Source organism: Roseobacter sp. AzwK-3b (genome assembly GCF_000170875.1).
Taxonomy (GTDB): Bacteria; Pseudomonadota; Alphaproteobacteria; order Rhodobacterales; family Rhodobacteraceae; genus Roseovarius; species Roseovarius litoreus.
In genome coordinates, this window is sequence record NZ_ABCR01000004.1 from 264,586 (window position 1) to 291,313 (window position 26,728).

The window sequence follows — 26,728 nt, forward strand, 5'->3', positions numbered from 1 at the left end:
GTTACATGCCAACGCCATAAGGCCCATATGAACAAAGCTGATTTCCTCAAGTCACCACCACCCGCCGCCGTTGAAATCCCCGAACTGGACCTGACCGGGCCGGGGCGGTTTTTCAATCGTGAGCTCAGCTGGCTGGGCTTCAACTGGCGCGTGCTGGAAGAGGCGCAAAACCCGCGCGTTCCGCTGCTCGAGCGGCTCCGCTTCCTGTCGATCTCGGCCACCAATCTGGACGAGTTCTACAACGTGCGCGTCGCGGGTCTGCGCGAGTTGGCACAGGCGGGCAACACCACCCCCGCCGCCGACGGGCTGACGCCCGCAGAGCAGCTTGTTCTGATCAACGAAAACGCCCGTAACCTTCTGGCATCTCAGCAGAAAACCTATGAAACGCTGCGCCGCGAGATGGCAGACGAGAATATCACCATCCTCGATCTCGACCGGCTGACCGAAGAGGACCGCAGCCATCTTGCCGATGTGTTCCTGCACAATGTCTTTCCGGTCCTGTCGCCGCTGGCCATCGACCCCGCGCATCCTTTCCCGTTCATTCCGAACCTGGGCTATTCGCTGGCCCTGCAGCTCGAGCGCAAATCCGACAAGCGCCCGCTTCAGGCGCTGTTGCCGATCCCGCAGCAGATCGAACGCTTCGTGACCCTGCCCGCCGACCCCGGCACACACCGGGTCATCCGGTTGGAAGATGTGCTGCTGCTGCATCTCGACAGCCTGTTTCCGGGCTACAGGTACAAGGGCCATTGCAGCTTCCGGGTGCTGCGCGACAGCGATCTGGAAGTCGAGGAAGAGGCCGAGGATCTGGTGCGCGAGTTCGAGGTGGCGCTGAAGCGCCGCCGCCGTGGCGAAGTCGTACGCATGAAGATCTCGACCGGCGCCCCCGAGGCGCTGCGCCGCGTCATCATGGACGAGCTGCACGTGATCCCCGATGAGGTGGTCGAGGTCGAAGGCATGATCGGGCTTGCGGACCTCAAGGAGCTGGTTCTGGATGACCGGCCCGATCTTCTGTGGCCCTCCTTCACGCCCCGCGTGCCCGAACGCGTGCAAGACCATGACGGCGACATGTTCGCCGCGATCCGTCAGAAGGACATGCTGCTGCATCACCCCTACGAGACCTTCGACATGGTGGTGCGCTTTCTGCATCAGGCCGCGCGCGACCCCGATGTGGTGGCGATCAAGCAGACGCTGTACCGCACCTCCAAGGACAGCCCCATCGTCAGTGCCCTGTGCGAGGCCGCCGAGGACGGGAAATCCGTGACCGCACTTGTGGAATTGAAGGCGCGGTTCGACGAGGCGGCGAATATCCGGCAATCCCGGCGGCTGGAGCGGGCGGGCGCGCATGTGGTCTATGGGTTTCTCGACCTCAAGACCCATGCCAAGATCTCGACCGTGGTGCGTCGCGAGGGCGACAGCCTTGTGACCTACACCCATTACGGGACCGGCAATTACCACCCGATCACCGCCAAGATCTATACCGACCTGAGTTTCTTCACCTGCGATCCGTCGCTCGGGCGGGACGCAACCAAGGTGTTCAACTACCTGTCGGGCTATGCGCAGCCCGAGAAGCTGGAAAACCTTGCCATTTCGCCCATTTCGCTCAAGCCGCGCCTGCTCGAGATGATCGCCCGCGAGGCCGAGAACGTGCGCAACGGCAAGCCGGGGACGATCTGGGCCAAGATGAACGCGCTGATCGAACCCGATGTGATCGACGCGCTGTACGAGGCCAGTCAGGCAGGCGTGCGCATCGATCTGGTGGTGCGCGGCATCTGCGGGTTGCGTCCCGGCATCAAGGGACTGTCCGAGAATATCCGTGTCAAATCGATCATCGGCCGGTTTCTCGAACATTCCCGAATCGTGTGCTTTGGCAACGGGACCGATCTTCCGTCGAAAAAGGCCCGGGTCTTCATCAGTTCGGCGGACTGGATGGGCCGCAATCTCAACCGGCGCGTTGAAACGCTGGTCGAGATCGAAAATCCCACCGTCAAGGCGCAGATCGTCGGTCAGATCATGGCCGCCAACATGGCCGATGTGGCGCAAAGCTGGATCATGGCCCCTGACGGGACGTTCACCCGTGCCGAAACGGTCGAGGGTGAGTTTGCCTTCAACTGCCACCGCTTCTTCATGGAAAACCCGTCATTGTCGGGCCGTGGCTCGGCGGGGGCTGCGGATGTGCCGAAACTGACCCATACCGAGGATTGATCCCGGCAAGGTTTTGCCGACACGCCCCGCAGCCCCCTGACATGACCGTCGGTCCTTCCCACCTCAACAGGAACCGACGAAAGGAGGCTCCACATGCTGGGATGGGCACTCACATTCCTTGTCATCGCGCTGATTGCCGGTGCGTTCGGCTTTGGCGGGATCGCCAGTGCCTCGGCGGGGATCGCGCAAATTCTGTTTGTCATATTCCTTGCGCTCTTCGTGATCGCGATGGTCCTGCGCGTCCTCAAGGGGCGCCCGCCGATGTGACCGGGTGACGGCGCGTCAGGCGCAGATCGGCGCATTCCCGCGATTGACCCATGAGGCGCTGTGGCGCATACAGGGCGTGGAAAGACCCGAGAGGCACATGGACGGCAACAGCACTCCGGCGCAGGAAGATAGCGGGCCCTTTGGGCGCCCGCTGTTCGACAAGCCTTCGGCCCGCGCACTCAGTCGCGTGGGCGTGGTGGATGTTGGCTCGAACTCGGTCCGTCTGGTCGTGTTCGACGGCGCCGCCCGAAGCCCCGCCTATTTCTTCAACGAAAAGATCATGTGCGGGCTTGGAGCCGGCATGTCCGAAACCGGGCGGCTCAACCCCGAGGGGCGTGTGCGCGCCCTCAATGCGCTCAAGCGGTTCAAACTTCTGGGCGATGGGATGGGCACCGGCCCGCTGACCGCCGTGGCCACCGCCGCGGTGCGCGACGCCGAAGACGGCGCCGAGTTCCGCGCCGAGGTCGAACGCGAGACGGGCATCCGCCTGTGGGTGATCGATGGGCGCGAAGAGGCGCGGCTGTCGGCACAAGGCGTGCTTCTGGGATGGCCCGGCTCTTATGGGCTGGTCTGCGATATCGGCGGATCGTCCATGGAACTGGCCGAGATCAATGGCGGCACCGTGGGCAAGCGGATGTCCTGTTCGCTTGGCCCGCTCAAGCTGCGCGACATGAAAGGTGGCCGCAAGGCCCGCAAGGCGCTCATTGCCGATACGGTGGCGCGTCTGCGCGAGGAACTGGGCGAACAGAAAAACCGCCTTTTTCTGGTGGGCGGTTCGTGGCGCGCCATCGCGCGGATCGACATGGAGCGGCGCGGCTATCCGCTGCAGGTGCTGCATGAATACCGCATGACGCCCAAGGCCGTGCGCGCCACCGCCAAGTATATCGCCGCCAACGATCTTGAAGAGCTGCGCAACCGCGCGGGCGTATCGGCGGCGCGCGCCGCTCTGGTGCCCTATGCGATCGACGTGCTGCGCGAAGTGGTCCGCACGTTCAAGCCCCGCGATATCGCCGTCTCGAGCTATGGTATCCGCGAGGGGCTGCTTTATGAGCAGATGCCCCAGCAGTTGCGCGACCGCGACCCGCTGATCGAAGCCTGCCGCTTTGCCGAATCCAAGGATGCCCGGCTGCCGGGCTTTGGCCGTGTGGTCTATGAATTCATCGAACCCCTGTTCAAATCCGCCAAGCCCGACCGGCGCCGCATCATCAAGGCCGCCTGTCTGCTGCATGACGTATCGTGGCGCTCGCATCCCGATTACCGGGCCGAGGATTGCTTCGACAACGCCACCCGCGCCAATCTGGGCGGTCTGAAACATTCCGAACGGATCTATTTGGGGCTGGCGCTCTTGCATCGCTATTCGAACAAACGCGAGGGATCGCGCTTCGAAGATCTCTATGAGCTGATCAACGAACAGGACGCCACCGAGGCCGAGGTTCTGGGCAAGGCGATGCGCTTTGCCGCCATGCTCTGGCTGCGCTCGGATGCGAAGCTTGGCAAGCTGCACTGGTACCCCAAGAAGCGCAAGCTGGAACTCTACCTGTCGCCCGAGGCCGCGGCGCTGTTCGGCGAAGTCGCCGAAGCGCGGTTCATGTCGCTGGTCGAGGCCCTCGGGGCCGAGCCGGTGATCCGCACCGCCAAGACCTGAGCCGCCTCAAATGTCGATCTCGCCCTCCTTGGGCGGCGCCGGTTCGATCTCGTCGGGGGTTTTGCGGCGCATGATGATATCGCCATTGGGCAGCATTTCCGGCGGATGATAGGCACTCAGATCGTCGATCTTGCCCATAAGCTCGCCAAAGGCCGGTCCCATTTCCTGAACGAAGCGGCGCAACTCCGGCCCCATGTCTTCGGCCAGATCGCGCAGATCCCGCATCGCCGGTTCCATCTCGCGCAGGATACCTTCGAGAAACATCTGCGCGCCGCGCTCCATCAGCGACAGCCCCTCATCCGGCGTGCCCGCATCCTGTGCTCTGGCAGGACCTGCGACAGGCGCCGCCAGCGAAAAAGCCACGAGGGATGTCAGGACAATGCGTTTCATCCCCGCAATATAAGCGCATCCGATCGCGATTTTAAGTCACAGATCGACATCCATCGTGACCGGGAAATGATCCGATGCCGCAAGCAGCGCCTCGCGCAACTCGGGGATGCGAAAGCAGCCCGGATCGTCGAACGGATGCCAGATCCGCCATCGCGGCTGACGCGCCTCCAGATCCGAGGACACCATGATGTAATCCAGCAAAGCCTGAAGATACCGCTTCTCGGTGGGCAGATAGAACCGCGCGGTCGCGATCATCGCCCCGATCCGCCGGGTCAAGGCCCGTCTTGCGTGCGGATCAAAAAGCTGCGCCGCCGCATCGCCCCCCTCGCCCATCACGATCTCGACCGAGGAGCGGCCAAAGAGATGCTCATACTCGTCAAGCCCCGGACCGTCATTCAGATCGCCCAGAACGATCAGCGTCTCGCCCTGGGCCAAATGCTCTTCGATCCGGTGGCGCAACCAGACCGCCTGCGCCTGCTGCTTGCGCCGGTTGGCGATTGCCATGCGCATGATCTGATCGCGTGACCGGGCCTTGTGCGGCGCCTTGGATTTCAGATGCGCCCCGATCATCCGGAAGGCGACACCGGTCGCTGTCGTGCAGGCCAATTCCAGCGGCGGCTTGGAAAACGCCACAAGATCCTCGGTATCGTCGATATCCAGATCGATCCGGAACACGCCGTCGAACCGCGGCGCATCGCTCGAGCCCTTCTTGCCCGTGGGCTCTCCCTTTGGGTCATGCGCACAGCTCAGGACATCGGGATCATACAGCAGCGCGATTTCCTGCTGGGTGTCATTGGCAAAGCCGGTGACGGCGCGGCGCGCGCGGATCTGCGCGAAATCGGCAAAGCTTTCGAGCGCTGCGACCGTGCTTCTGCGGTCCGTGTCGTCCGGCGCCTCGATCACCATGACGGCATCGGCATCGAGCGCGGTGAACACGATGCCCAAGGACGCCAGTTGATCGGCCCGTGTTACCCCATGTCGCCTCGACCAGTCATCATCGGCCAAAAGCGCCCCCTCATCGTCGAACAGGGCATCGAACCATTCGACATTATAGGTGGCGATCCGCACCCGCGGCCTCCTCGTTGATCTCCTCCCAGGCGCGGTTGATCGCGACCATGCGATGTTCGGCCAGCCGGATCGCCTCGGGCGGAACGCCGCGCGCGATCATCTTGTCGGGATGACTGTCGCGGACCATCTGCTGCCACGCCTTGCGGATCTGCGGCAGCGGCGTATCGCGGCTGACCCCCAGAACCGAATAGGGATCGGGCTTGGCATCCGGCACGAAGCGGCTGCGCAGCCTGCGGAAATCGCCCTCGTCCAGACCGAAGATCGCCGCAACCCGGCGCAAGAACGCCTCTTCCTGCGGATGATAGGTGCCGTCGGCCATGGCGATGTGGAACAGCCCCTCCATCAGATCGCACAGCGTGCCGGTCTCGCCGTCGAACATGCGCTTGATGTGGCCGGCATATTCCTCGAACCCCGCCACATCCTGCCGCGCCAGATTGAAGACGCGGGCCGCACCGGCCTCATCCTCGCGGGCGATCTGGAACACCTCGCGGAAGGCGGTGACCTCGTCGCGGGTGACCTGCCCATCGGCCTTGGCCATCTTGGCGCCAAGCGCGATCACCGCGATGGTGAAGCCGACGCTACGCTCGGGCGGGCTGCGCAGCCTGTCGAAAACGGCACTCAGGCCCTCTCCCTTGGCAAGGGCGGCAAGAGCTTCGGTGATGCGGGTCCAGATCGACATGATAAAACCTACCCGCTTTCCCGGGCTCTGTCAGCGCGCACTCACAACTGTTTCTGCAAAAGAATCAGATCCAGCCAACGCCCGAATTTCCAACCGATTTGCGGCAGGACCGCGACGCGCGCATATCCCAGCCGCTCATGAAAGGCCACCCCACCCGGATTTTCCCCGCTCACCGCAGCGATCATCGAATGCATGCCGGCACCACGGGCGTGATCCTCGAGCCGATGCAGCAACAGCCGTCCCAGCCCGCGCCCGCGTGCCGACGGGTCCAGCGTGATCGAATGCTCGGCCGTGCGCGCATAGCCCGGACCGGGGCGGAACTGGCCATAGCTTGCCACCCCAAGCAGCGCGCCCGCCTCTTCGACCACAAGCAGTCCATGCCCCAGATCGCGCTTTGCCGCGATGTCATCCGCCACGTCCTGTGCGGTCTTTTCGCGGGTGGTGAAGGTGATGGTCGTGTCGCGGATCACCGGATTGACCAGCCCGGCGATGGCTTGGACATCAGCCGCCTCGGCATCGCGCAGGATCATTCCAGCACCCTCAGCCCACCGGGCGTGGTGATCTCGGCCCGCAAGGATGGCGCGCCGATCTCGAACACCACGCGCGCGTCGCTCAGATCCGGGCCCAGCATATCCGCCAGCCGCCCCGCCTCGGGATGGCGCACCACCAGCCGCGCCAGCCCGCAGCCCGACGCGGTCAGCCGTTCGGCGGGATGCGCGTTGCACTCCCATTGCATGAGCGCGGGAAAGACACCATCGAAGGGCAAGCGCCCGTCACGCGGCACCGCCATTCGCCAGCGCAAATCTCCCCGCGCCAGCGCCACAGGCGCACCGGCTTGCGGATAGCGCACCAGCGCAGACCCCAGATCGTCGCTGCGGCAGATCCATGTCTGCAGCCTCGGGGCGGCATCGAACCGGTCCAGATCGAACCACCGCGCCCCCTCCGGCGCCGGCGCCTCCGGATCGATCGCGATCACCTCCAGATAGAGCCCGTCCTCCAACCCCAAAAGCAGGTTATGCGTGCCGAAATGCGCATGTTGCCCGCCCGGCTGCAACCGCACGCCCAAGGCAGCCTCCACAGCCGCCCGCCCCTCTTCGAGATCGCGCGCCGCCACCGCCAGATGATCGAGCCTCAGCATCCGAACTCTCCCCTGTCGCTCCTGAAGCGCATTCTAAAGCGTTTCGCGAAAAACCTGAATCACGGATTTTCGCGACATGCAGTGCCGCGGTCCATCGTTGCAGGCGGTCTGCCTTTTGCTGTTGCCTCAGACCAAAGGCGGTCCGCTTGAAGCCCGTCGGGTCCTCCGGGCCATCGCAGCCCTCATCCCGCCCCCGCCAGACGCACCAGCGCCCAGACCGCCACAAGCACGGTCGGCCAGAAACTCGCCGCGAAGCCGAAGACCCGCAAGATCCCGCCCTTGTGATACCCCAGCCAGAACAGCAGCCGCGCCACCGCGAAGCCCACACCAAGCGAGGCGATCACGCCCGGCCCCGCATCGCCCAGCATCACCGCCGCCGCAGGCCAGATGCACAGCGCCAGCACCAGTTGCTCGACCGTGTTCTGCAACACCTTCTGATCCACCTCTGCCGGACCCTGCAAGGCCCCGCCCGCGCGCATCTCGTCATCCCCCAACCGGCGCAGCGCCACCCGCAAGACCATCGCCAGCGCCACCAGCCCCGGCACAAGAAACGACACCATGATCGTCGGCATGAGCGTGAATACCGGCAGCGTGACGAACCGCGCCGCCCCCCATAACAGCAGCACCGCCCATAAAAACCCGGCCCCCGAGGCCATCATCGCGCCAAGCCGTCCGCTCATCTGCCCGCCTTTCATCGTTCCCCAAATACTCCGGGGGTGAATTGGCCGCAGGCCAAGAGGGGGCAAGGCCCCCTCCCGCCCACGATCCTGTCAGCCCCGCGCCTCGCGGATGAGACGCAGGATATCCTGTGCCGCATCGGGAATGTTGGTGCCCGGGCCAAAAATCGCCTTGACGCCTGCCGCCTTGAGAAATTCGTAATCCTGCTGCGGGATGACGCCGCCGCAGATCACGATGATATCCCCTGCATCCCTTGCCTTCAGCGCCTCGATCAGCTTGGGCGCCAGCGTCTTGTGGCCCGCCGCCTGGCTCGAGATGCCCACCACATGCACATCATTGTCGATGGCGTCCTGCGCGGCCTCCTCGGGCGTCTGGAACAGCGGGCCCACATCCACGTCGAAGCCGATATCGGCAAAGGCCGTGGCGATCACCTTGGCACCCCGGTCATGGCCGTCCTGGCCCATCTTGACCACCAGCATGCGCGGGCGGCGCCCCTCGGCCTCGGCGAAATCCTCGACCGATTTCTGGATCGCGGCAAAGCCCGCGTCGCCCTCGTAGGCGGCGCCATAGACACCGGCCAGCGTCTTGACCTCGGCGCGGTGCCGGCCGAACTGCTTTTCCATCGCCATGCTGATTTCCCCCACGGATGCGCGTTGACGTGCGGCCTCGACCGCCGCCTCCAGTAGATTGCCGCCTTCGGCGGCGCGGCGCGTGACCTCCTCGAGGGCCGCGGTGCAGGCGGCCTCGTCGCGGCTGGCGCGGATGTTCTCCAGCCGGGCGATCTGACTGTCGCGCACGGCGGAATTGTCGATATCCAGAAGGTCGATCGGGTCTTCCTTATCGCGGCGATACTTGTTGACGCCAACGATCACCTCCTGGCCGCGGTCGATCATCGCCTGCCGGGTGGCGGCACTTTCCTCGATGCGCAGCTTGGGCATGCCGCTTGCGACGGCCTTGGTCATGCCGCCCATCTCCTCGACCTCTTCCATCAGCGCCCAGGCTTTCTCGGCCAGATCCGCGGTCAGCTTCTCGACGTAATAGGATCCCGCCAGCGGATCGACCACCTTGGTCACGCCGGTTTCCTCCTGCAGGATCAGCTGGGTGTTGCGGGCGATGCGGGCGCTGAAATCGGTGGGCAGGGCCATCGCCTCGTCCAGCGCGTTGGTATGCAGCGATTGCGTGCCGCCCAGCACCGCGCTCAGCGCCTCATAGGCGGTGCGCACAACGTTGTTATAGGGGTCCTGTTCCTGCAACGAGACGCCACTGGTCTGGCAGTGTGTGCGCAGCATTTTGGAGGTGTCGTTCTTGGCGCCGAATTCGGTCATCACCCGGTGCCACAACAGACGCGCGGCGCGCAGCTTTGCGGCCTCCATGAAGAAATTCATCCCGATGGCGAAGAAGAACGACAGGCGCGGCGCGAAACGATCCACATCCATCCCCGCCGCGATCGCCGCGCGCACATATTCGCGCCCATCGGCCAGCGTATAGGCCAGCTCCTGCACCAGGTTCGCGCCCGCCTCCTGCATATGGTAGCCCGAGATCGAGATCGAGTTGAAGCGCGGCATCTCGTTCGAGGTGTATTCGATGATATCCGACACGATCCGCATCGACGGCTCGGGCGGGTAGATATAGGTGTTGCGCACCATGAATTCCTTGAGGATGTCGTTCTGGATGGTGCCTGACAAATCCTTGCGCGCCACACCCTGCTCATCGCCGGCGACGATGTAATTGGCCAGCACCGGGATCACCGCGCCGTTCATCGTCATCGACACGCTGACCTGATCCAGCGGGATGCCATCGAACAGGATCTTCATGTCCTCGACGCTGTCGATCGCCACACCCGCCTTGCCCACATCGCCCTCGACGCGCGGGTGATCGCTGTCATAGCCGCGATGGGTCGCCAGATCGAAGGCCACCGATACGCCCTGCTGTCCCGCCGCAAGGTTGCGCCGGTAGAACGCGTTGGATTCCTCGGCGGTCGAGAAGCCGGCATATTGCCGGATCGTCCAGGGGCGCCCGGCATACATCGTGGCGCGCGGGCCGCGCGTGAACGGCGCCTGACCGGGGATCGAGCCCAGATGCTCCAGCCCCTCCAGATCCGCTTCGGTGTAAAGCGGCGCGATGTCGATCCCTTCGAGGGTCTTCCATGTCAGATCCTCCAGTGGTCGGCCCTTCAGCTCGCTCTCGGCGATCTTACGCCAGTCGTCTTTCTTCGATCCCATTGCGGTGTCCTCTTGTCGTCTGACCGGCGGGCGGATGTGTCCCCGCCTTGGCCGGTCCGGTTTCCTCGAATAGTGTTGCAAGCCCATCCGCCCCGGCGCGCAGCCAGAACAGATCGTCTGCATATCCCTCGCTCAGCGCGGCGCTTTGCGCCCGGGTGAAGGGCTGCCAACGTGCGTCATCTTCGCCCTCGCCCAACCGGGCGGGATCGCCGCCGCGGGCCGCCACCGCCCGGCGCAGATCGCCCAGCATCGGCGCGCGGTTGAGCCAGTCGCGCGCATGAGTGCGCGGCATCTCGGCCTCCGGGCGGCCGGTCATGACCGCAAGCCGATGCGCAGGGCGGCTCGCGCTTTCTTCATGGGTCAGCACGATGATATCGGCGCCGGGCAAGGCACAGGCCAGATCGGTGATGACATCGCGCCAGCTGCGCGGGCTCGAGGCCAACGCCGCGATCTGCGCCGCAAGCGGTATCCGGTGCCCGCGCAGCACCGAATAGGCCAGCACCGAGGCCCAGTAACTGTCCAGCCCGCGCACGCTCAGCACCACGCGGCTCACGCGACCGCCGAACGCCTCGGCAAAGCGCGCCATGCGCAGACCGGCGCCCGCATAAAGCGCACCATCGCGCAGGTTACGGCGCGGCGCGCCCAGCATGTTCTCGTCGCTGACCAGCAGCACCGCCATGCCCGCCGCCTCCGCCTTGTGCAGATGAAGTGCGATGCGCCCGCGCGCACGGCTCAACTGGCCCGCCGCATCGCGCAGGCCCGGCTCGGGCATCACGCCGCTCAGCAGCCCGTCGCGCGTCTTGCGCGGCTCCCAGACCTCAATGCCGCCGCGACCGAGCACGCCCGCATTGCGCCGCAGGTAATGCTGCAGGCTGGTCGAAGCGGTCCGATGCGCCCCCAGATGCAGAATGATCTCCATGATGTCACAGCCCCTTTGCCGGTCACCCGCCCGATGCGGATTGGAAAACCCGTTCTGACCCCATGCTGTGCGCGCAAAACTGAGGATGGGATTAACGTTCGAATTTTCCGTGACCTCGGGGTATTCAGTCTTCGCAATTGTCCGTATCGATCCTATATCTTGTCCGACAGGAGCGATGATGCAGAAGATATTTGCCTTTCTTTTCATGGCCATTCTGGCCATTCCCGCGACCGCCCAACAGGCGGAGGACACGAACGGCATGTTCGATCCGCAGATCGTCTTTTCCAGCGACGAGGCGGATTTGAGCGAGTTTTTATGGATAAAACGCCCGCTGATCGTGTTTGCCGACACGCCCGCCGATCCGCGATATATCCAGCAGATGGAATATATCTCGCAGCGGCTTGACGATCTGGACGCGCGCGATGTCATCGTTCTGACCGATACCGACCCTTCGGCCAACAGCGATCTGCGCCGCAAGTTCCGGCCGCGCGGCTTCATGCTGGTGCTGACCGGCAAGGACGGCACGATATATCTGCGCAAGCCGTTTCCCTGGGATGTGCGGGAGATTTCGCGCACCATCGACAAGCTGCCGACCCGCCAGCAGGAAATGCGCGAGCGCGGCGGCGGCAGCTGACAGTGCGCCGCCATCATCCCGCCCCCATCGCCACGACCAGCAGGCCGCTATCGGGATCGAGAATGATGATCGTGCCGCTGACCACATCCCAGGCCAGAACGCCGCGCCGGTTCTGCAGCGCGCGCAGGAATGCATCCTCCATCGGCGCGCTCATGCACACTCGCCCTTCCAGGGCGGCGCGGCGCATGGCCATGCCCCGGGGCCGGTCGATATCGACCAGCGCGACCAACCCCTCATCGGGTGACACACCGCGCATATCGAGTGCCGCGCGCCCCTGACGGTCGAGCTGCTGCAGCATCGCGCGCACCCCCGATACCACCGGCATCTGCGCCTTCACATCGGCAGCACTCAGCCGGAACATCGCTGCCGCACAATCGCGCTCGGCCTGAAACGCGAGGGTCTCCGCGATGGAAAACCACTCCGACAGCCGCGCGCGCAGCACCGCCTCATCCTCGCGGGTGCAGGCCCCGGTAAGACCCAGACAGGCCAGCGCCAAAGGTACCAGCCGCCCGGCCCGGATATGACCCGCGAGGCGTGTCATTCGATCACTCGAACTCCATGATCACTTCATCCACCGCAAGGCTGTCGCCCGGACCGGCATGGATCTTGGTGACAATGGCCTTCTTCTCGGCCCGCAGGATGTTCTCCATCTTCATCGCCTCCACGGTGCACAGCGCCTGCCCTTCCTGAACCTCGTCGCCCTCGGTCACATTGATCTTCACGATCAGGCCCGGCATCGGACACAGCAGCAGCTTGGATGTATCAGGCGGCAGTTTCTCGGGCATTAACGCCGCAAGTTCGGCCTGACGCGGGGTGCGCACATGCACCTTGATATCCGCGCCCCGACTGCGGATGCGGAACCCGCCCGACACCTTGCCCACCTTCAGCACCAGCGGATCACCCCCGACCATCAGATGCGCCAGCTGATCGCCCGGCGTCCAGTCGCTGCTCACCCGCAGCGTCGCGCCATCCGCGAAACCGATGGTCGAGCCTTCGCGGTCGGCCTTCACCGTCACCGCATACTCGTGCCCCTGCAGCGACACGACCCACGCCTCGCCGACGCGGCGCTCGTGGTTGTCCATGCGGCCCGACACGCGGGTGCGGCGAATCTCGGCCACCCGGTGCATCGCGGCACAGCCCGCCGCGATCCGCCGCAGCGCATCCTCACCCAACTGCACCCCGTCGAACCCGTCGGGATATTCCTCGGCGATGAAGGCGGTGGTCATGTCACCGGCCACGAATTTCGGATGATCCATCACCGCACTCAGGAACGGCAGGTTATGGCCGATCCCCTCGACCTCGAAGGCATCGAGCGCGTTGCGCATCCCTTCGATCGCCTCCAGACGGGTATGCCCCCAGGTGCACAGCTTGGCGATCATCGGGTCGTAATACATCGAGATTTCGCCCCCCTCGTAGACGCCAGTATCGTTGCGCACGATGGCGCCCTCGACATCCAGCTCCTGCGGCGGGCGATAACGCGTCAGCCGCCCGATCGAGGGCAGGAAGTTGCGATAGGGATCTTCGGCATAGAGCCGGCTTTCCATCGCCCAGCCGTTGAGCTTCACATCCTCCTGACGCAGCGACAGCTTTTCGCCATAGGCAACGCGGATCATCTGCTCGACCAGATCGATCCCGGTGATCAGTTCGGTCACCGGATGCTCCACCTGCAGACGGGTGTTCATCTCGAGGAAATAGAAATTCCGATCGCCATCGACGATGAATTCCACCGTTCCCGCGCTGGCATAGCCCACCGCATGCGACAGCTTCAGCGACTGTTCGCCCATCGCCTTGCGGGTGGCCTCGTCAAGGAAGGGGCTCGGGGCCTCTTCGATGACCTTCTGATTGCGTCGCTGGATCGAACATTCGCGCTCGCCCAGATAGACGCCGTTGCCATGGGTGTCGCACAGCACCTGGATTTCGATATGCCGGGGCTGCGTCACGAATTTTTCTATGAAGATGCGGTCATCGCCAAAACTGCTGGCCGCCTCGTTCTTCGAGCTTTCGAAGCCCTCGCGCGCTTCCTCGTCGGTCCAGGCGATTCGCATCCCCTTGCCGCCGCCGCCAGCGCTGGCCTTGATCATCACCGGATAGCCGATCTGCTGGCTGATCGTGACCGCCTCATCGGCATCGGCAATCAGTCCCATGACACCCGGCACGGTCGAAACGCCGGCCTCCTGCGCGATTTTCTTCGAGGTGATCTTGTCCCCCATCGCCTCTATCGCGCCCTTGGGCGGTCCGATGAAGGCCACGCCCTCGGCCTCGAGTGCCGCCGCGAATTTCGGGTTTTCCGACAGGAACCCATAGCCGGGATGGACCGCCTCGGCGCCGGTCTGGCGGATCGCGTCCATCACCTTGTCGATCACGATATAGGATTCGTTCGCCGGGGGCGGGCCGATATGCACCGCCTCGTCGGCCATCTGCACATGCAGCGCCTGCGCGTCGGCATCCGAATAGATCGCAACGGTCTGAATGCCCATCCTGCGGGCGGTCTTGATCACCCGGCAGGCAATTTCGCCCCGGTTCGCGATCAGGATCTTCTTGAACATATCTCGTCCCTTCCTCCGGTTTCGGGCCGATAGCTGCCCGCAATAAAAAGACCACCGGCGCAAGGCGCACCGGTGGTCATGGTGGTGGCATCACGCGCCCTCAGGGCGCGGGTGAATTCAGCGGCAGCGGCCCGGATAGGCCTTGCAATAGGCGACGTTGCCAGCCGCCCCGACAAGCGCGCCGGTCGCGATGCTGCCATTGAGCACCGCTGCGGTGCCCGCTCCTGCGCCAGCCCCCAGAAGCGCCTGCTCGGGCAGGCTTTCGCCACAACCCGCAAGCACTGCCAGCCCGACAATCGCGGCACCTCGTAAAAGCAATCTCTGCATGTCTCTCGACCTCTCCATTCTGCTGTCGCAAACCGGCTTTCACAGTGCGACAGGCCGCAGCGCGCGTCAAAGCGCAGACCCCTCCGGCCAGCAGAATGGGCGGACCCCCGCCGAAAGCGGCAAGACGCTGAAGATAATGGAAAAACGGGCGGCTTGCGCCGCATGGCGCAACGCCGCCCGACAGGGGAAGGGTAACGGATCGGACGCAGGGTCCAAGCCCCTTGGGGACGGGGCTCCACTACGCCAATCACCGTGTCTGTCGCCCATGTGAAAGCCAAGCCCGGACGCGCCGACGCGCGGGAATCGGCCATATTTCGCGTAAATCGGCGCAGGCTTGGCAAGAAAGCGCCGCAGCGGTCCGTCCGAGGGGGCATCACCACTCCTCCGGATCGTCGAAATCATCGGACTCGTCGGCATCGTCGAACACGTCCGGAAACGAAGCGCGCGCCACATCCACATCCAGCACCAGAAGTGCCTCATAGCTCGTGGGATCGAACGGCTCTTCGGCGGGTTTGACCTCGCGCCCGATCAACCAGCTCAGACGGCCCGCATCCAGATTGCCGCGCTCAAAAGGCTGGTCCCCGAAGCACTCCCACAAGGCCCGGACAAAGCCCTCATCGGCGCGCCGGTCCGCGGCCCTGCGGTCGCGATACCGTTCGCGGCGAATGATCGCGGTGGCGCCTTTGGGATTGGCGCGGCGCACGGTGAACTGGAAATCGGTTCCCGGCAAACGGCCCGGAAACCCGCGGTGCTTCAGCATGGGAGGTGCTCCAACGGCATGACATGGCCCATCGCAGCGCATCGCTCACCCGGGCGCACAGCGCGACCGCCGCATGTCGGCGTCACAGCGCATGGCACGGGTGCAACGCGGTGCGCGGCGCTAAGCGTATCGAAATTTGGAAAGGGAAAGGGGCGTGTCCGCGTCAGGCGCGCATCGCCGCGCAGGACATCCGAGTTTGAGGCAGGCCCGAAGGCCTGCCTCTGCAAGTCCCGAAAGGGCTTACTTGTACTTGCCTGTGGAAACGGGCTCGGCCGTGACCGGCTCGACCACGACGAATTCTTCTTCGGCCTGCTGTGCGCAAGCTGCGACGAAGGCAACCAGACCGATGGCCAGAATGCTCTTGATGCTGTTCGACATAAGTGTCTCCTGTGTCCTTGTAAGGGCACGCGCGGCAGAGCGCGCGTTTGATGCCCGAGTTCCGAGGTATGGGTTACTTGGGTGCAACCGAGGGCCACAATATCCGAATTTTTCGACAATGCATACGCGGCATAAGCAAACACCGGCGTATGTGGCGGCAAAGCCTCAACCATGACACGATACAGGCCATTGCCCTCAAGATATTGTAGCGTCATCAGAACTCCTCCCAGATGCAGGTGCCATCCTCGATCCGGTAGGCTTCGAACACCTGTGTCACATCCGGGTCGAACACCCCGAATTCCGCCGGGTGATCGGCCAGCGAGATGACCACCTGACGCGGCTGCGGACCGATCGCCGGCAGGCGCGGAATCGCATAGGACATGCACAGATATTCAAGGTCGGCCATGATGCTGTCGAACTCTTCCTTGCCGGTGAACTCCGGCGCCACGAACCGAAAGCGATAGGTCAGCCCCTGCCCCGGCTGATCCGAGATCACCTCCTGCAAACCCGCCTCCAGCCCAGAGGGCAGGACAAGGCGCTCCTCCTTCGCCTTGTCCTGCTGCGCCGTGGCCGGGCTGGCGATCGCCAGCACCAATGCCATGGCGGGGATATGCGCCCCGATGGGCCTCATGCCCCTATCCCGTCACAGCGGAATGTTGTCGTGTTTCTTCCACGGCATCTGCCGGTCCTTGTTGCGCAGTGCGGCAAAGGCGCGGCTCACACGCTTGCGGGTGCTGCGCGGCTGGATCACCTCGTCGATGAAGCCCCGCTCGGCGGCCACGAAAGGATTGGCGAAGCGGTCCTCGTAATCCTGCGTGCGCTGCGCGATCTTCTCGGCATCGCCCAATTCCGAGCGATACAGGATCTCGGTCGCGCCCTTCGCGCCCATCACCGCCACTTCCGAGGTCGGCCAGGCATAGTTGATATCGCCCCGCAGATGCTTGGAGGACATCACCACATACGCCCCACCATAGGCCTTGCGCGTGATGACCGTGACCTTGGGCACCGTCGCCTCGCCATAGGCGAAGAGCAGCTTGGCGCCGTGCTTGATGACCCCGTCATGCTCCTGCTTGGTGCCGGGCAGGAAGCCGGGCACATCCACGAAGGTCAGGATCGGGATTTCGAAGCAATCGCAGAACCGCACGAACCGCGCGGCCTTGCGACTGCTGTCGATGTCCAGACAGCCCGCCAGAACCATCGGCTGATTGGCCACGACACCCACCGTGCGCCCTTCGAGGCGAATAAAACCGGTGATGATGTTCTTGGCGAAATCCTCTTGTATCTCGTAGAAATCCCCCTCATCCGCGACCTTGGTGATCAATTCCTTCATGTCATAGGGCATGTTGGGATTGGCCGGGACCAACGTATCGAGGCTGGGCTCCAAGCGGTCCGAATCGTCGAAGAAGGGGCGCACCGGCACCGGCTCGCGGTTGTTGAGCGGCAGGAAATCCACCAGGCGGCGCACCTCGGCCATGGCCTCCACGTCATTCTCGAACGCGCCATCCGCGACCGAGCTTTTGCGCGTGTGGGTCGAGGCCCCGCCAAGCTCTTCGGCGCTCACCTGCTCGTTGGTGACGGTCTTGACCACGTCAGGCCCGGTCACGAACATGTACGAGCTGTCGCGCACCATGAAGATGAAATCCGTCATCGCCGGCGAATAGACCGCGCCGCCCGCGCACGGCCCCATGATGACGCTGATCTGAGGCACAACGCCCGAGGCTTCGATATTGCGCTGGAACACTTCGCCATAGCCCGCAAGACTGTCGACGCCTTCCTGGATGCGCGCGCCCCCCGAATCGTTGATCCCGATCACCGGCGCGCCGTTTTGCATCGCCATATCCATGATCTTGCAGATCTTCATCGCATGCGTCGCGCTGACCGAGCCGCCCAGAACGGTGAAATCCTGACTGAACACATAGACCTGACGGCCATTTACCGTGCCCCAGCCGGTGACCACCCCATCGCCATAGGGGCGGTTTTCCTCCATGCCGAAATCGATGCAGCGATGCGCCACGAACATGTCGAACTCTTCGAAGCTGCCTTCGTCCAGCAAAAGCTCGATTCGCTCACGCGCGGTCAGCTTGCCCTTGGAATGCTGTGCGTCGATCCGCGTCTGACCACCGCCCAGCCGAGCCTCGCCGCGGCGATCCTCGAGTTCGCGAAGAATGTCTTTCATGGCGCTCCCCTTGCGATTTTGGCCGACCATATGGAAAATACCGCGCGGCACAAAGAGAAAACCGGCAAATTTGCAAAGCAATGCAAAGATCTTGCTGCAAATTTGAAAATATGCAAATTTTCTTGCGGCCACCCCGGCCCGACTGTCTCGCCCTCTCTCGTCCGCCGCACCCGGCCTCACCGGGCGCACGCGACTTCGAAGTCGCCTGCCAAGGCCGTTCGAACGGCCTTGCCCCCGCCTTCTGTGCATCCCGCAACAGGGCGATGTGCGTGGACAAGCGCGCCGCGCGGGCCTAACCGTGATCCATGACCGATCTGCCCGCCTCCCGTTTTCTGGACCGCGCCTCGCCGCCGCATATCCTCACACTGATCCTGCTGGCAGGCATTTCGGCGCTGGCGATGAACATCTTCCTGCCCTCCCTGCCCGGTATGACCGCCTATTTCGACACGGAATACCGGCTGATGCAGCTGTCGGTCGCGCTCTATCTTGCGGTGAACGCGGTCCTGCAGGTGCTGATGGGCCCGATCTCGGACCGGCTGGGCCGCCGCCCGGTGATCCTCGGCGGGCTGGCGATCTTCCTTCTGGCGACGCTCGGATGCATCCTGTCCACCAACGCCTACGTGTTCCTCACCTTCCGCATGATGCAGGCCACGGTGGTGGTGGCGATGGTGCTCAGCCGGGCGATCGTGCGCGACATGGTTCCGCAGGATCAGGCTGCCAGCATGATCGGCTATGTCACCATGGGCATGGCCATCGTGCCGATGATCGGCCCGGCCATCGGCGGCGTGCTGGATCAGCTTTATGGCTGGCAGGCCAATTTCTGGGCGCTCTTCATTCTTGGCGCCGCGGTCATGTGGCTCAGCTGGCGTGATCTGGGCGAAACCGCGCCGCTGACCGGCCAGACGCTGCGTGCACAGATCGCCGACTATCCCGAGCTTTTGTCCTCGCCGCGCTTCTGGGGCTATGCGCTGGCCTCGGCGCTCTCGTCGGGCGCATTCTTCGCCTATCTGGGCGGTGCGCCCTTTGTGGGCGATCAGGTGTTCGGACTGCCCCCGGCCAAGCTCGGCCTCTATTTCGGCGCGCCCGCGATCGGCTACATGCTCGGCAATTTCGTCTCGGGGCGGTTTTCGGTGCGCATCGGCGTGAACCGCATGGTGCTATGGGGCACGCTTATCAATGCCGGGGGCATCGCCGCCAATCTCTCGCTGTTCTACGCAGGCCAAGGCAGCCCCGTGAGCTTTTTCGGCCTGATGACGCTGATGGGGCTCGGCAACGGCATGGTGATCCCCAATGCAACCGCAGGCGCCTTGTCGGTGCGCCCGCATCTCGCGGGCACCGCCAGCGGGCTTGCCGGGGCGCTGATGATCGGCGGCGGCGCGGCCCTATCGGCGCTGGCCGGCATCCTGCTCAAGCCCGGAAGCGGGGCGTTTCCGCTCCTGTGGATCATGCTTGGCACGGCACTGGCCGCCATTGCCGCCATCGCCGTGGTCGTCTGGCGCGAGCGTCAGCTCATCCGGTCCTGACCCAGCCGCGCCTCACATCATCAACAACTTGGCTGCGATCCCCCACATCACCAGCCCCACCAGCGCATCCAGCACCCGCCAGCTCGAGGGCCTCCGGAACAAGGGCGCAAGCATCCGTGCGCCATAGCCCAACCCGAAGAAGAACACGAAACTCGCCAGCACCGCGCCTGCGCCAAAGGCAATCTTGTCGTCATATTGCGCGCTCACCGACCCCAGCAGAACCACCGTATCCAGATAGACATGCGGGTTGAGCCATGTCAGCGCCAGACAGGTCAGAAGTGCCGCGCCAAGCCGCCCCGCCCCCTCGCCCGCCTCAAGCACCTCACCGCCGCGCCAGGCCGACAGGAAATTGCGCGCCCCGTACCAGATCAGGAACACCGCCCCGCCAAAGCGCATGATCCGCTCCAGCCCCGGCACCGCCTCGGCCAGCGCGCCGAACCCGGCCACACCGGCCACGATCAGCACCGCATCCGACAGCGCACAAGTCAGGCACACCGCCAGCACATGCGCGCGCCGCAGCCCCTGCCGCAGCACGAAGGCATTCTGCGCGCCGATCGCCAGAATAAGAGAAAACCCGAGGGCAAAACCCGCCAAAGACGCCTGCATGCACCATATTCCCATCGACCATTGCGCGCGCCAGCCAAAGCATGATGCGGCTCCAAGGACAAGTCGGCACCCGCATGCGACGGGCTCCGGCGCGGACGCCGTCTGATCCTGTCACCCAAAAGTGATATTATCGCCCGCAACCGCCCCCAACCGTCCGGCCGGCCATCCGCGGATCGTTCTCAGGCCCGCCTCAACGCACCGTCACCCCGCAGCGCGCCAAGCGCCTTCGAAGGCGCTTGACCAAGGCTTTTCGAAAAGCCTTGGTCCACCCCCACCCGAAGACCGCCAGACGCCCGGCGCGCCTATTCGGCGGCCAGCTGTGCCATCACCTCGTCGGAGGCTTCGAAATTCGTGGTCACCCGCTGCACGTCGTCGTCATCCTCGAGCGCATCCACCAGCTTCATCAGCTTCTGCATCCCCTCAAGGTCCAGCTCGGTGGTGGTCGCCGGGCGCCATGCCAGCCGGGTCGAGGCGCTTTCGCCCAACTCCGCCTCAAGCGCGGTCGAGACGTCATTGAGATCCGTATCCGCGCACCAGACGGTATGGCCCTCCTCGCTCGACTCGACATCTTCGGCCCCGGCCTCGATCGCGGCCATCATCACCGTGTCCGCATCGCCCGCCTCGGCGGGATAGCTGATCTCGCCCTTGCGCTCGAACATGAAGGCCACGCTTCCGGTCTCGCCCAGATTGCCGCCATGCTTGGTGAAGGTCGAACGCACATTCGACGCGGTGCGATTGCGGTTGTCGGTCATCGCCTCGACGATCACCGCCACGCCCCCCGGACCATAGCCCTCATAGCGGATTTCCTCGTAATCATCGCCCTCGCCCGCCTGCGATTTCTTGATCGCGCGTTCGATCACATCCTTGGGCACCGACACCGCCTTGGCTTCCTTCACCGCCATGCGCAGGCGGGGGTTCTTCTCGGGGTCCGGGTCGCCCATCTTGGCCGCGACGGTGATTTCCTTGGAAAGCTTGGAAAACAACTTCGACCGCGCGGCGTCCTGACGCCCTTTGCGATGCTGGATGTTTGCCCATTTTGAATGGCCGGCCATGCGTGTCTCCGATCGGACTCAAGGTTGATGCGGCCCGATATAGGACAGCCCGCCCCCCTATCGCAACCCGCTTGCACCGCTCGTCCGGATGCGTTTGGCTAAGGATCGGTAAAGGGAGCCCGGTATGAGTCAGGATCAGATCATTCTTTTCGCCCTCTTCGGGGCAGTCTTCGCCCTGCTGATCTGGGGGCGCTACCGCTATGACCTTGTGGCCTTCTGCGCGCTCTTGGCGGCGGTGGTGCTGGGGGTGGTGCAGCCCGATGACGCCTTTGCAGGCTTCGGCCATCCCGCCACGATCATCGTGGCGCTGGTGCTGGTGGTCTCGTCCGGGCTGGTCAATGCCGGCGCCGTGCAGCTCATCACCCGCAAGCTGATGCAGCGCGGCCGCAGCCTGCGCAGCCATGTGGCGCTGATGGGCGGGATCGGCGCGGTGCTCTCGGGCTTCATCAACAACGTGGCGGCGCTGGCGCTGCTCATGCCCGTCGACATGCAGGCCGCCCACCGGGCCAAACGCTCCCCGGCCCTGTCGCTGATGCCGCTCAGCTTCGCCACCATTCTGGGCGGCATGGTCACGCTGATCGGCACCCCGCCCAACATCATCATCGCCTCGATCCGTCAGGACCAGCTTGGCGAACCTTTCGAGATGTTCGACTTCACGCCCGTAGGCGCCGTCACCGCCCTTGCGGGCATGGCTTTCGTCACTTTGGTCGGCTCTCGCTTCATTCCCAAGCGCGCCACCGAAAAGGACCCGACCGAGGCGCTCGAGGACACCGCCGCTTTTCTCGCCGAGCTTTCCGTGCCCGAAGACAACGACATGATCGACCGCCCCCTCTCCGATCTCGACGGGACCGCGACCGAAAGCAATGTCTCCGTGCTCGGGCTGATCCGCGACGGCACCCGCCGCTACGGCAGCTCCCGCACCACCCGGCTCAGGGCCGATGACATCCTGATCCTCGAGGCGCATCCCGATGCCCTCGACGCATTCCGCTCTGCGCTCGGGCTGGCCTATACCGATTCCGACCGCCGCGCCGTGATCGAGGACGAGGCCGAGGGCCTGACCCTGACCCAAGCCGTCGTGCCGCGCGACGCCCGCATCGTCGATACCAGCGCACAGGCGATCGGCCTGCACTGGCGGCAACGCTCGGTGATCGTCGGCATCTCCCGCGAGGGGCGCCGCATCACCGAGAACCTGCGCCGTGCGACGATCCTGCCGGGCGATATCCTGCTGCTGCTCACCCCGGCCGATACCGGCCCGCAGGTGATCCGCTGGCTGGGATGCCTGCCGCTGGCCGAATCCGGCCTGTCGGTCACCCAGGAGAACAAGACCTGGCTCGCCATTGGCCTCTTTGCCGCCGCCGTGGCGGCGGCCACCGCCGGTGTGATCCCGCTCTCCATCGGGCTGGGGATCGTGGTGGTGGGTTATGTGCTCAGCGGCATCGTGCCCCTGCGCGATCTTTATGACGAGATCGAATGGCCCGTCGTGGTCCTGCTCGGCTCGCTGATCCCCTTGGGCGACGCGCTCAATGACAGCGGCGGCACCCAGCTTCTGGCCTCGCAGCTTGTCGATCTGACCGGCGCGCTGCCGGTCTGGGCCATTCTGGCGGTGCTCATGGCGGTGACGATGACGCTGTCGGACGTGCTCAACAACACCGCCACCGCGATCGTCGCCGCCCCCGTCGGCATCGAGATAGCAAGACGCCTCGACGTGGCGCCCGATCCGTTCCTGATGGCGGTGGCAATCGGCGCGTCTTCGGCGTTCCTCACACCCATCGGCCACAAGAACAACACGCTGATCATCGGGCCCGGCGGCTATCGCTTCGGCGATTACTGGCGCATGGGCCTGCCGCTCGAGATCATCGTGATCGCGGTCTCGGTGCCGATGATCCTGTGGGTCTGGCCGCTCTGACAGCCCGCGTCACAACGGCCAGATCACCGGAATAAGCGCACTCGCCAGCACGCCCACGCTCAGGTTCAGCGGAATACCCACCCGCATGAAATCGGTGAACTTGTAGCCGCCGGGCCCATAGACAAGCGTATTGGTCTGATAGCCGATAGGGGTGGCGAAACTGGCCGAGGCGGCGACCATCACCGCCACCACCAGCGGCCGCGCATCGACCCCCATCGCATCCGCAAGGCCGATAGCGATCGGCGTGACCACCACCGCCACGGCATTGTTGCTCACCAGCTCGGTCAGCACCGATGTCAGCAAATAGATCGCCCAGACCACCGCAAAGCCGGGCAGCATCTCAAAGCCGGGCGCCATCGCCCCGACGATCAGCCGCACCGCCCCCGACGCCTCGAGCGCGGCGCCAATCGCCAGCATGGCAAAGATCAGCGCCAGCAGCCGCCCATCGACAAAGGAAAACGCCTCGTCGGCATCGATGCAGCGGGTAATCAACACCACCGCCACCGCGATCACCGCCAGCGCAAGGATCGGCGCCACGCCAAGGGCCGACAGCACCACGATCCCCGCCAGCGCCAACACCGCCAGCGGCGCATGACTGCGCCGGAACGCCCGCGCCGAGGGCTTGGAGACATCCACCAGATCCATCTCGCGCGACAGGCGCTGGATATCCTCGGGCGCCCCTTCGAGCAGCAGTGTATCGCCCACCCGCACCACCAGATCATCCAGCTGACGGCCGATATTCTGGTTCCGCCGATGCACCGCCAGCGGATAGACGCCATAGCGCCGCCTGAGCCGCAGCGCACCAAGCGTCCGGCCCACCATCTTGCACCCCGGCGTAATCAGCACCTCGACCGTGGTCGTCTCCACCGCCGAGACCTGATCCACCCGTTTGAGGCTCTTGGTGCGCTGCAGGCTCAACAGTTCGGTCATCTGCGTGCGCAGCACCACCCGGTCGCCCACCTGCAACTCGACCCCCTTCAGATTGCGCCTGAGCGACTGATCCCCGCGGATCACGTCGATCAGCCGCACACCCTCGCGCTTGAACAGCTGCACGCCGGTCACCTCCCGGCCAATGAGGTTCGATTCCGGCGGGATCACCGCCTCGGTGAAGAACTTCATCCGCGACCGGTCCGACAGCATGTCCGCCATCGACGCCCGCTCCGGCAGCAGCAACGGTCCGATCACCCGCAAATAGATCATGCCCCAGATCACCAGAACCACCGCCAGCGGCGTGACCTCGAAGATCGAGAACGGCTCCATGCCATGCGTGCGCGCCACCCCGTCCACCAGCAGGTTGGTCGATGTCCCGATCAGCGTCAGCGTGCCCCCGAGGATCGCGGCATAGCTGAGCGGAATGAGCAGCTTGGAGGCCGGCATCCCCAAGGTCCGCGCCAGTTGCACGAAAACCGGGATCATCACCACCACCACAGGCGTGTTGTTCATCACCGCCGACCCGACGATCACGAACGCCATCAGCATCACGATGGCGAGCTTCGGGCGGTGCCGCGCCTGCCGGTCCGCCAGCGTCGTCAGCGCATCGAGCGCGCCCGTCCGCACCAGCGCGCCCATCACCAGAAACAGCATCGCGATGGTCCAGGGCGCGGGGTTCGACAGCACCGCAAGCCCCGCCTCATAAGGCAACACCCCAAGCGCCAAGAGCAGCGCCGCACCGCCGATGGCCACAACCTCGGTGGGGAAAATCTCGCGGATGAACAGCGCGAACATCACACCGACCACCGCAAGGGTGATAACGGCCTGCCCTGTCTGTGATGTCGCGATCATGTCCATCATACCGGCCCGCCACCTTTACCTGTATCGCGGCCATCTTCTCGCAATGCGCGAACCGCGGCAAGGCGCATGGCGGGGCGCGGTTGCACCAGAAACATCCCCGCCATCAGCACGCCGAACGCCGCCCAGACATAGCTCGAATAGCTTTCTCCAAGCAGCGCCATGGACCAGGTGACACCAAAAGCCGTCACCAGATAGGCCACCTGCGCGGCAAACACCGCGCCCGCCTGCCCCACCAGCCAGACATAGCTGGCATAGACCACCGCATGAATGATCGAACTGGCCAAGAGCGCCGCATCCGGCGCCCCCCAGGGCGGCAGAGGGCTGATCCATTGCCCGGTGACCAGCGCCAGCGGCAGCGCGATCATCGCCCCCAGCAGCGACGCGCCCGACAACACTTGGATCGCATCCATGCCGCGCGTGCCCCATTTCGACACGATATTGCCCTCCACCGCATAGAAAAACGGCGCCACCAACGCCAGCGGCACAAAGGCGATCATCGCCGGATCCGGCAGGCTGGCCCGGGGCGCCACCATCAGCACGACCCCCGCCAGCCCCGCCATCAGACCGCCAAGCCGCATGAGGCCGAACCGGTCGATGCGCAGGCCGATCGCGATGGGAAAGGCGAACATCGGCACGGTCGAGATCAGGATCGCGATCACCCCCGCAGGCAGATGCACCGCCGCCGCGAACGACGCCGAATTGGGGATCACCGTCCCGGTCAGCGCGATCACCAGGAAAAACCGCAGATCGCCCCTGGCCCTTGGCAGGCCGCGCCCGCGCCACGCATTGAACGCCGACAACAAAAGGCCCGCGATCACCAATTGCCAGAAGATCAACCCGAACGGCATATAGCCTTCACTGACGGCGATCTTCGACAAGGGCGTGGTCAGGCCCCAGCCCGCGCCGACCACGGTCAGCACCGCCAGCAACCCCAGCCGCGATGTCACGGCCCCGTCTGCTCCAGCCGTCCGCCCTGCCGCACCATGGCGACGCGGGTGGCCTTGCCGGTGCGATCATCCGTCTCGACATACAGCCCCGACAGCGTCACATCGCCCATGGCGGGCTGGAACCGCCCGCGCGCCATGCCACTGACAAAGCGGCGCATCGGCTCGGTCTTTTCCATGCCGATCACCGAATTGTAATCGCCGCACATGCCCGCATCGCTCTGAAAGGCGGTGCCTTGGGGCAGGATCTGCGCATCGGCGGTGGGCACATGGGTATGCGTGCCCACAACGACGCTCGCGCGCCCGTCACAGAAATGACCCATACCCATCTTCTCGGACGTGGCCTCGCAATGGATATCGACCAAAGACGCCTGCACGGCACCGCCCGGCGGATGCGCGCGCAGCACCGCATCCACCGCCGAGAACGGATCGTCGAAACACCGCTTCATGAAGACCTGCCCCAAGGCCTGACAGACCAGCACCTTGCGCCCGCGCGCGTCGCTGAACACCCCCTGCCCGCGCCCCGGCGCATCCTTGGCATAGTTCAGCGGGCGCAGCACGCGCGGCTCGGTTTCGATGAATTGCAGCATGTCCTTCTGATCGAAGGCATGATCTCCAAGCGTGATGCAATCGGCCCCGGCCTGCAGCAGCGCGCGGGCGTGATCGCCCGTCAGGCCCATCCCCCCCGACGCATTCTCACCATTGACCACGACGAAATCCAGCCGCCACTCCTGTCGCAGCCTGGGCAAAACATCCGCCACGGCGGCGCGCCCCGCCCGGCCGACAACATCTCCGAGAAAAAGAATTTTCATGACAGCGGTGTTAGGCCCCGCGCGCCTCCGGCGCAAGGGCGCTGTTGCGCTGACGCAATCCACCG

The 26,728-nt window shown here is 64.6% G+C and carries 26 protein-coding genes; 6 read left to right on the top strand and 20 right to left on the bottom strand.

The window, feature by feature from the left end:
- Positions 1-27 precede the first annotated feature (27 nt).
- The 3 genes from RAZWK3B_RS09425 (at position 28) to RAZWK3B_RS09435 (ending at position 4,114) form a co-directional block, all read left to right on the top strand.
- Positions 28-2,202: an RNA degradosome polyphosphate kinase gene (locus RAZWK3B_RS09425; protein WP_007814471.1), complete on the top strand. Its 2,175-nt coding sequence runs from the start codon at positions 28-30 to the stop codon at positions 2,200-2,202.
- Between the two features lie 93 nt (positions 2,203-2,295).
- Complete coding sequence (locus RAZWK3B_RS20570; RefSeq protein WP_007814472.1) at positions 2,296-2,469, top strand: DUF1328 domain-containing protein; 174 nt, start codon at positions 2,296-2,298, stop codon at positions 2,467-2,469.
- Positions 2,470-2,566: 97 nt separating this feature from the next.
- Entirely contained in the window at positions 2,567-4,114 is a 1,548-nt protein-coding gene (locus RAZWK3B_RS09435; protein ID WP_007814474.1) for a Ppx/GppA family phosphatase, read from the top strand.
- Positions 4,115-4,120: 6 nt separating this feature from the next.
- On the opposite strand, the gene RAZWK3B_RS09440 is transcribed toward RAZWK3B_RS09435, so the two are convergent.
- The 8 genes from RAZWK3B_RS09440 to RAZWK3B_RS09475 all read right to left on the bottom strand — a co-directional run bounded on the left by RAZWK3B_RS09440 (position 4,121) and on the right by RAZWK3B_RS09475 (position 11,208).
- A complete protein-coding gene (locus tag RAZWK3B_RS09440) occupies positions 4,121-4,504 on the bottom strand; it encodes a hypothetical protein (RefSeq protein ID WP_007814476.1) in 384 nt (127 codons plus the stop codon).
- Between the two features lie 36 nt (positions 4,505-4,540).
- Entirely contained in the window at positions 4,541-5,572 is a 1,032-nt protein-coding gene (locus RAZWK3B_RS09445) for an endonuclease/exonuclease/phosphatase family protein (RefSeq protein WP_007814478.1), read from the bottom strand.
- The gene (locus RAZWK3B_RS09450) at positions 5,553-6,251 is read right to left on the bottom strand and encodes a molecular chaperone DjiA (protein ID WP_007814480.1); all 699 of its coding nucleotides are present in this window, start codon (positions 6,249-6,251) and stop codon (positions 5,553-5,555) included. Before RAZWK3B_RS09450 ends, RAZWK3B_RS09445 begins: the two co-directional genes overlap by 20 nt.
- A gap of 41 nt (positions 6,252-6,292) precedes the next feature.
- Positions 6,293-6,781 (bottom strand): GNAT family N-acetyltransferase, encoded by a 489-nt coding sequence (locus RAZWK3B_RS09455; RefSeq protein ID WP_007814482.1) that lies wholly within the window; start codon positions 6,779-6,781, stop codon positions 6,293-6,295.
- Positions 6,778-7,389 carry a VOC family protein gene (locus tag RAZWK3B_RS09460; RefSeq protein WP_007814484.1) on the bottom strand — a complete coding sequence of 204 codons (612 nt, stop codon included), beginning with the start codon at positions 7,387-7,389 and terminating at the stop codon, positions 6,778-6,780. Before RAZWK3B_RS09460 ends, RAZWK3B_RS09455 begins: the two co-directional genes overlap by 4 nt.
- 182 nt (positions 7,390-7,571) lie before the next feature.
- Complete coding sequence (locus RAZWK3B_RS09465; RefSeq protein WP_007814486.1) at positions 7,572-8,069, bottom strand: MAPEG family protein; 498 nt, start codon at positions 8,067-8,069, stop codon at positions 7,572-7,574.
- Between the two features lie 90 nt (positions 8,070-8,159).
- Positions 8,160-10,289 carry a methylmalonyl-CoA mutase gene (gene scpA, locus RAZWK3B_RS09470; protein ID WP_007814488.1) on the bottom strand — a complete coding sequence of 710 codons (2,130 nt, stop codon included), beginning with the start codon at positions 10,287-10,289 and terminating at the stop codon, positions 8,160-8,162.
- Positions 10,261-11,208, bottom strand: coding sequence for a hypothetical protein (locus RAZWK3B_RS09475; RefSeq protein ID WP_007814490.1), 948 nt, complete (start codon positions 11,206-11,208; stop codon positions 10,261-10,263). Before RAZWK3B_RS09475 ends, scpA begins: the two co-directional genes overlap by 29 nt.
- A gap of 175 nt (positions 11,209-11,383) precedes the next feature.
- Between RAZWK3B_RS09475 and RAZWK3B_RS09480 the strand changes: the two genes are divergently transcribed.
- Positions 11,384-11,842, top strand: coding sequence for a DUF4174 domain-containing protein (locus RAZWK3B_RS09480; protein ID WP_007814492.1), 459 nt, complete (start codon positions 11,384-11,386; stop codon positions 11,840-11,842).
- A 13-nt stretch (positions 11,843-11,855) separates the two neighbouring features.
- Here RAZWK3B_RS09480 and RAZWK3B_RS09485 read toward each other — a convergent pair whose 3' ends face one another.
- The 7 genes from RAZWK3B_RS09485 to RAZWK3B_RS09510 form a co-directional block, all read right to left on the bottom strand.
- Positions 11,856-12,383, bottom strand: a complete 528-nt coding sequence (locus RAZWK3B_RS09485) for a hypothetical protein (RefSeq protein ID WP_007814494.1) — start codon at positions 12,381-12,383, stop codon at positions 11,856-11,858.
- Positions 12,384-12,387: 4 nt separating this feature from the next.
- Entirely contained in the window at positions 12,388-14,388 is a 2,001-nt protein-coding gene (locus RAZWK3B_RS09490; RefSeq protein ID WP_007814495.1) for an acetyl-CoA carboxylase biotin carboxylase subunit, read from the bottom strand.
- A 117-nt stretch (positions 14,389-14,505) separates the two neighbouring features.
- Positions 14,506-14,715 (bottom strand): hypothetical protein, encoded by a 210-nt coding sequence (locus RAZWK3B_RS09495; RefSeq protein WP_007814497.1) that lies wholly within the window; start codon positions 14,713-14,715, stop codon positions 14,506-14,508.
- A gap of 373 nt (positions 14,716-15,088) precedes the next feature.
- Positions 15,089-15,475: a hypothetical protein gene (locus RAZWK3B_RS09500; RefSeq protein ID WP_007814498.1), complete on the bottom strand. Its 387-nt coding sequence runs from the start codon at positions 15,473-15,475 to the stop codon at positions 15,089-15,091.
- A gap of 240 nt (positions 15,476-15,715) precedes the next feature.
- Positions 15,716-15,853: a hypothetical protein gene (locus tag RAZWK3B_RS21440; RefSeq protein WP_007814500.1), complete on the bottom strand. Its 138-nt coding sequence runs from the start codon at positions 15,851-15,853 to the stop codon at positions 15,716-15,718.
- A gap of 214 nt (positions 15,854-16,067) precedes the next feature.
- On the bottom strand, positions 16,068-16,484 hold the full coding sequence (locus RAZWK3B_RS09505; RefSeq protein WP_007814502.1) for a DUF6497 family protein: 417 nt from the start codon (positions 16,482-16,484) through the stop codon (positions 16,068-16,070).
- Between the two features lie 12 nt (positions 16,485-16,496).
- The gene (locus tag RAZWK3B_RS09510) at positions 16,497-18,029 is read right to left on the bottom strand and encodes an acyl-CoA carboxylase subunit beta (protein WP_037295567.1); all 1,533 of its coding nucleotides are present in this window, start codon (positions 18,027-18,029) and stop codon (positions 16,497-16,499) included.
- 305 nt (positions 18,030-18,334) lie between these two features.
- Between RAZWK3B_RS09510 and RAZWK3B_RS09515 the strand changes: the two genes are divergently transcribed.
- Complete coding sequence (locus RAZWK3B_RS09515; protein ID WP_007814506.1) at positions 18,335-19,552, top strand: multidrug effflux MFS transporter; 1,218 nt, start codon at positions 18,335-18,337, stop codon at positions 19,550-19,552.
- Positions 19,553-19,564: 12 nt separating this feature from the next.
- Here RAZWK3B_RS09515 and RAZWK3B_RS09520 read toward each other — a convergent pair whose 3' ends face one another.
- Positions 19,565-20,158, bottom strand: a complete 594-nt coding sequence (locus RAZWK3B_RS09520) for a LysE/ArgO family amino acid transporter (RefSeq protein ID WP_007814509.1) — start codon at positions 20,156-20,158, stop codon at positions 19,565-19,567.
- A 302-nt stretch (positions 20,159-20,460) separates the two neighbouring features.
- Positions 20,461-21,210 (bottom strand): YebC/PmpR family DNA-binding transcriptional regulator, encoded by a 750-nt coding sequence (locus RAZWK3B_RS09525; RefSeq protein ID WP_007814512.1) that lies wholly within the window; start codon positions 21,208-21,210, stop codon positions 20,461-20,463.
- A 124-nt stretch (positions 21,211-21,334) separates the two neighbouring features.
- Between RAZWK3B_RS09525 and RAZWK3B_RS09530 the strand changes: the two genes are divergently transcribed.
- The gene (locus RAZWK3B_RS09530; protein ID WP_007814514.1) at positions 21,335-23,116 is read left to right on the top strand and encodes an SLC13 family permease; all 1,782 of its coding nucleotides are present in this window, start codon (positions 21,335-21,337) and stop codon (positions 23,114-23,116) included.
- Between the two features lie 9 nt (positions 23,117-23,125).
- Here the strand turns inward: RAZWK3B_RS09530 and RAZWK3B_RS09535 are convergent, their stop codons facing one another.
- From RAZWK3B_RS09535 to RAZWK3B_RS09545, 3 genes are read right to left on the bottom strand one after another with little or no spacing between them, the layout of a single operon-like run.
- On the bottom strand, positions 23,126-24,904 hold the full coding sequence (locus RAZWK3B_RS09535) for an SLC13 family permease (protein ID WP_007814515.1): 1,779 nt from the start codon (positions 24,902-24,904) through the stop codon (positions 23,126-23,128).
- Positions 24,904-25,854: a DMT family transporter gene (locus tag RAZWK3B_RS09540; RefSeq protein ID WP_007814518.1), complete on the bottom strand. Its 951-nt coding sequence runs from the start codon at positions 25,852-25,854 to the stop codon at positions 24,904-24,906. Before RAZWK3B_RS09540 ends, RAZWK3B_RS09535 begins: the two co-directional genes overlap by 1 nt.
- Positions 25,851-26,663 (bottom strand): TIGR00282 family metallophosphoesterase, encoded by an 813-nt coding sequence (locus RAZWK3B_RS09545; protein WP_007814519.1) that lies wholly within the window; start codon positions 26,661-26,663, stop codon positions 25,851-25,853. The genes RAZWK3B_RS09540 and RAZWK3B_RS09545 overlap by 4 nt, the downstream gene beginning before the upstream one ends.
- Positions 26,664-26,728 lie beyond the last annotated feature (65 nt).